The 5,228-nt window shown below is 74.2% G+C and carries 4 protein-coding genes; 2 read left to right on the plus strand and 2 right to left on the minus strand.

Annotation, left to right across the window (positions count from 1 at the left end; genetic code table 11):
* Window positions 1–534: hypothetical protein (locus tag AB8Z75_RS32060; protein ID WP_369208191.1), on the plus strand; the 534-nt coding region annotated here is incomplete at its 5' end.
* A 774-nt stretch (window positions 535–1,308) separates the two neighbouring features.
* Here the strand turns inward: AB8Z75_RS32060 and AB8Z75_RS32065 are convergent.
* Entirely contained in the window at window positions 1,309–2,634 is a 1,326-nt protein-coding gene (locus AB8Z75_RS32065; RefSeq protein WP_369208193.1) for a cytochrome P450, read from the minus strand.
* Window positions 2,634–3,833 (minus strand): cytochrome P450, encoded by a 1,200-nt coding sequence (locus tag AB8Z75_RS32070; protein WP_369208197.1) that lies wholly within the window; start codon window positions 3,831–3,833, stop codon window positions 2,634–2,636. Before AB8Z75_RS32070 ends, AB8Z75_RS32065 begins: the two co-directional genes overlap by 1 nt.
* A 427-nt stretch (window positions 3,834–4,260) precedes the next feature.
* On the opposite strand from AB8Z75_RS32070, the gene AB8Z75_RS32075 reads away from it, so the two are divergent.
* Window positions 4,261–5,228: LacI family DNA-binding transcriptional regulator (locus tag AB8Z75_RS32075; RefSeq protein ID WP_369208195.1), on the plus strand; the 968-nt coding region annotated here is incomplete at its 3' end.

The following is a 5,228-nucleotide window of genomic DNA, read 5'->3' on the forward strand; positions in this document are numbered from 1 at the left end:
GCCTTCGGGGGTGCCGCCCCGCGGGGCGGCACCCCCGAAGGCGGCGGCTCCCCCACCGAGTCCGACACCGCCCCGCGGGGCGGCACCCCCGAAGGCGGCGTTCCGCAACCCGGCGACGTCGACCAGAGGGACGCCGACGCGGTCGGCAAGGGAACGCTCACCGCGATGTGGACGTTCGACACCACCGTCGACCAGGGCCCGCACGACGCCGGCATCCGCACGGCGGACGCGGGCTGGCTGACCCCGTCGTACGCACGGCAGCTCCGCGACCACCAGCCCCGTTCCGCTCCCGGTGCCCAGTGGGCGACGTGGAAGCGCCACCGCGCCTTCACCACCGTCGAGCTGGCGAAGACCGAGGACGCGGCGAAACCGGACGACACCGCCACCGTGGCCTGGCGGCAGTGGACCCTCACCACCACCCCGCACGGCCGCGACGGTTGGACACAGAAACCGACCACCGCCGCGGCGTACGTCCACCTCGTGCGGACGCAAGCCGACACCGAGTGGCGCGTCGCCGACGTCACCGTGCGCTAGCGCTGCCGGCCGTCACCGGGCACGGGGGTGCTGCTGCCGCCGACGACAGCACCGAGACGTGCCGCAGCGCCGAGGGACCTGACCAGAAAGGAGCTTCATGCCCACCACGTACGAGCCCGCCGAGGTGCCCGCCTGGCCGGCGTACGCCTTCGCCGTCACGGACGACGACCGGGTCACCGTCTCAGGGCCGCTCCTCCCCGCGTCCGCACACCCCACCCGCGCCTCGGCGATCGACGCCGTGGCAGCGGCAGCCGCCGGTCTCGGGCGGCCGGTACGGGCGGAGGCCACCGAGCCGGACGGCACCGTGTGGCTCCTCGTCATCTCGCCCGACGGAGCGGTGGGCGAACTCGCCGGCGGCGGCCAGCGGGGGAAGGCCCCGAAGAAGCGCGGCGCCCCCGCACGGGCCGCCGGCTCTCCCGCTCCCGCCGCTCCGAGCACCGGCCACGGCGCCGGCGCCGGGGCGGACGCGAGCACGGTGCCGACGCCCCGTCCCGCACGGGGGGGGGGGGGGGGGGGGGGGGGGGGGGGGGGGGGGGGGGGGGGGGGGGGGGGGGGGGGGGGGGGGGGGGGGGGGGGGGGGGGGGGGGGGGGGGGGGGGGGGGGGGGGGGGGGGAGCGGGGGAAGGCCCCGAAGAAGCGCGGCGCCCCCGCACRGGCCSCCGGAACCTGGGCGGGGCCCCGGGGGCCTGTGCGGGAACCCTGGGCCTGGGCAGGACCCCGGACCCCGGACCCCGGGAACCCGGTGCACGGTGGAGGTGAGGGGCCGGGCAGGCGCTCAGCGGGCGGCGGCTCCCAGCACCACCGGCAGCGCCTCCAGCTCGTTCTGGGTGAGGACCGGACGGTTGCGGATCTGCTCCGCCGGGACGGCGAGCCGCAGCCCGGGGAACCGGCCGAACAGCGCGGGGAGGGCGATGGACGCCTCCAGCCGGGAGAGCGCGGCGCCGGGGCAGATGTGCGGCCCGTGTCCGAAGGCGAGGTGCCGCACGGGCCCGGCAGCCGCTCTGCGCAGGTCGAAGCGGTCGGCGTCGTCCCCGTGCTGCGCGCGGTCCCGGCCGATGGCGCGGTAGGACATGACGACGCCCTCGCCCTCCCGGATGACCGTGCCCGCGACCTCGATGTCCGAGGTCGCGAACCGCATCAGCAGGTGCGTGGAGGGCGACTCCCAGCGCAGTGTCTCCTCGATGACCGCGTCCCAGCCGACCTCGCCGTCGAGGACGAGCCGCAGTTGCTCCGGATGGGTGAGCAGGGCCCGCACGGCGCACAGGATGAGGGTCACGGTGGTCTCGTGCCCCGCGGCGACCATGGCTTCGAGGTTGCCGCGCACCTCCTCGGGGGTGAGGGGTTCGCCGCCCTCGTCGGCGAGGACGAGGGCGCTGGTGAGGTCGTCGCCGGGGGCGGCGGTCTTGGCGCGGACCATGTCGTGGTAGAGCCCGTCGAGCTCCTCGATGACCGCGAGGCGTTCGTCCTGCGGGGTCAGCAGCGAGAAGAAGGCCTCGTAGAGCTCGTGCAGCCGGGGTTCGAGCCCCGGGTCGACGCCCATCAGTGAGCAGACGACCGACATGGGCAGCGGCTGCGCGAAGGCGGCCTTCAGGTCGACGGTCTCTTCGGGGCCGTGCTGCGCCATGCGGTCCAGGAGCGCGGTGGTGATGCCCTCGATCACGCCCCTGTTGGCCTCCAGCCGGCGCGGGGTGAGGGCCTGCGCCGTCTTCACCCGCAGCCGGCGGTGTTCGGCGCCGTCGACGGTGAACATGGAGCGGCCGGCGTCGACCATGCCGATGAGCGGCCAGGTGTGGTCGATCCGCCCGCTGCGCCACAGGTTCCAGCGGGTGATGTCCTTGACGAGCCGGTTGTCGGTGAGCAGCTTGCGGGCCTCGGCGTGGGTGGTGATCGTCCAGGCCTCGGCGCCCAGGAGAGCGATCCGGGCGACGGGGCCCGCGGTCCGCAGCGCCTCGGTCTCCTCGGCGAGACCGCCGACGAGCGGGTCGATCTCCACCGGGCAGGCCGCGGACGTGTCCTGGTCCTGTGCGGTGGGGCCGTGGGCGGGGCAGCGTCCTTCGGGCGCCTCGGCGAGGGGGCCCTCGGCCGTGGGCTGTCCGTACATCAGTGTCCTCCGTGGGGCGGGGTGGTCTCGAACCTGACGGGGAGCACCGTCATGCCGCGCAGGAAGGGCGAGGGGCGGCGTGCCAGTGCCTGCGCGGGGACGGCGAGTTCGAGCCCCGGCAGCCTGTCGAGGAGCACTTCGATGCCGGTGCGGGCGAGGATCTCGGCGATCTCCTGGGCGGGGAAGGGGCACTGATACTCGCCGTGGCTGAAGGCGAAGTGGGCGAAGTTGCTGTTGTGGAACCCGTCGGCGGCGTGCGGGGCGTGGGCTTCGGGGTCGGCGTTGGCGCCGGCCAGGCCGAGCAGCAGCATGTCGCCCCTGGCGATGTGGCGCCCGGCCAGCCGGGTGTCGCGGGCGGCCCAGCGGCCTGCGAGGATCTGGGTGGGGGTGTCCTCCCACAGCACCTCGTTCATGGCCTCGGGGATGCTGTGGCGACCGCCGGTCAGCGAGGCGGCGAAGCGGTCGTCGGTGAGCATCAGGCGCACCGAGTTGCCGAGCCAGTCGGACGTCGGCAGGAAGCCGGCCGAGGTGAGCGCCATCAGGTTGAGGACGTACTCCTCGTCGGTGAAGGGCGCGGGGTGGGCCGTCATCGCGGTGGCCATGTCGGCTCCAGGATGGCGGTGGACGCGTTCGACGAGCCGGCTCATCGAGGCGAGCGCGGCCTGGAACCCCTGGAGCGCGTCGGGTCCGCCGTCGCACATGTCGCTGAGCGAGCGGATGAGTGCGGGCCCGTCGGAGTCGGCGAAGCCGAGGACGCGGGCCAGGGCGAGGATGGTCAGCGGCCGGGCGTAGCCGGAGATGATCTCGGCTTCGCCCGTGCCGCAGAAGCCGTCGATGAGCCGGTCGGCGATCTCCTCGGTGCTGCGGCGCAGTTCGACGTGGTCGACGCTTTCGAGGGCGCTGAGGACCATCGCCAGGTGGCGGCGGTGCTCGTCGCCGACGGTGAAGTAGACCGAGGGCTGCGGGGTGCCGATCATCGGGCGCAGCGGCCAGTCCTCGGGCAGGTTCGGCCACTGGTTCCACAGGCCCTGGTCGCGGGGGAAGAGCAGCGGGTCGCCGGTGACGCGGAGGAGTTCGCGGTAGCCGATGACGAGCCAGGCGGGGACGTCGCCGGGGAGGGTCACGGGGACGACGGGGCCGTGGTCGCGCCGCATGTCCCGGTGGAGGGCCTCCAGATCGGTGTGGAACCGGGGCCCCATGAGGGGGACCGCACCCGGTGCGGTGGCGGCGGCGTTCCGAGCGTGCGCGGGGCACCCGTCCGCGGCGTGTGCGGAGGTGCGTCCCGAGGGCCGGGGCTGACTGGTCATGGTCGCTAATTCCCCTGTGAGCGGCGGCACTTGGTGTCTGCACGTGTCACTTCGTGCACACCTTAGACATGTTCCCGATCAGTGGGAGGCCGTTCTTGACGATCCGCGCCTTCCCGTTCTCTCCACGCCTCACCACTTCTCTCCACAGGCCGCCCGCCAACGTCCGGATGTGCCCGACCCCTTGACAGGAGGGGACGGTGCACCCAATATCTGTAAACGTTTTCAGTCGCTGTAAAGGTTTACAGCCCGTGCGGCGGCTTCCGCACCGGACACTCCGGCGGAACCGCCGGCGGACCTCCATCGCGAAGGGGCCAGAGTGATGTCTGACGGCGGACCACCGACCGTCGTGTCGATCGCGGAGCGCGCGGGCGTCTCGATCGCCTCCGTCTCCCGCGTCCTCAACGGCGTGGGAGCGCGCCCCGAGACCGTACGGCGGGTCGAGCGGGCCGCGGCCGAGCTCGGCTACGTGCCCAACGCGGTGGCCCAGTCCCTCAAGGGCGGGCGCACCAAGCAGCTGACGTTCGCCATGCAGGACATCGGCAACCCCGTCTACGTGGCGATGGTCCGCCAGATCCAGGCCGTCACCCGAGCCGCCGGGTACCGGCTGCTGCTGCACTCCACCGACGCGGTGATCGAGGACGAACTGGCCGTCGTGCGCAGCCTCGGGGACCGGACGAGCGACGGGCTGATCCTGTGCCCCATCCGCATCACCCCCGAGCACGTGGAGGTGCTGACGGCGGCGGCCGGGCCCGTGGTCGTCATCGGTTCGCTCCCCCAGGGCGTGCCGGTCGACGCGGTGCAGGCCGACTCGGTCCTCGGCGCCCGGCTCGCCGTCACCCACCTCGTCGAGAGCGGCAGGCGGCGGATCGCCTTCGTCAACGGCCCCCTCGACACGGTGCCGGGACACAACCGCCGCCAGGGCTACCTCAAGGCGCTCGCCGAGGGCGGCGTCGTGCCGGACCCGGCGCTGGAGCGCGCCACCTCCTTCGGGCTGGCCGCCGGACGCGAGGCGCTGCACGACCTGCTCGACGCGGGCGCGGCCCCCGACGCCGTCTTCTGCGCCAACGACCAGCTCGCCCTCGGCGCCGCCCAGGCCGCACACCAGCGGGGGCTGCGCATACCCGAGGACGTGGCCGTCGTCGGCATGGACGACAGCGACCTCGCCCGCGCCTGCTGGCCGCCGCTGAGCAGCGTGGACCTCGGCTCCGAGGAACGCGGCAGGACGGCGGCGCGGATGCTGCTGGAGCGGCTCTCGGACACCCCCGACTCCGACGACCGCCAGGACCC

The organism is Streptomyces sp. PU-14G (assembly GCF_041028275.1).
Classification (GTDB): domain Bacteria; phylum Actinomycetota; class Actinomycetes; order Streptomycetales; family Streptomycetaceae; genus Streptomyces.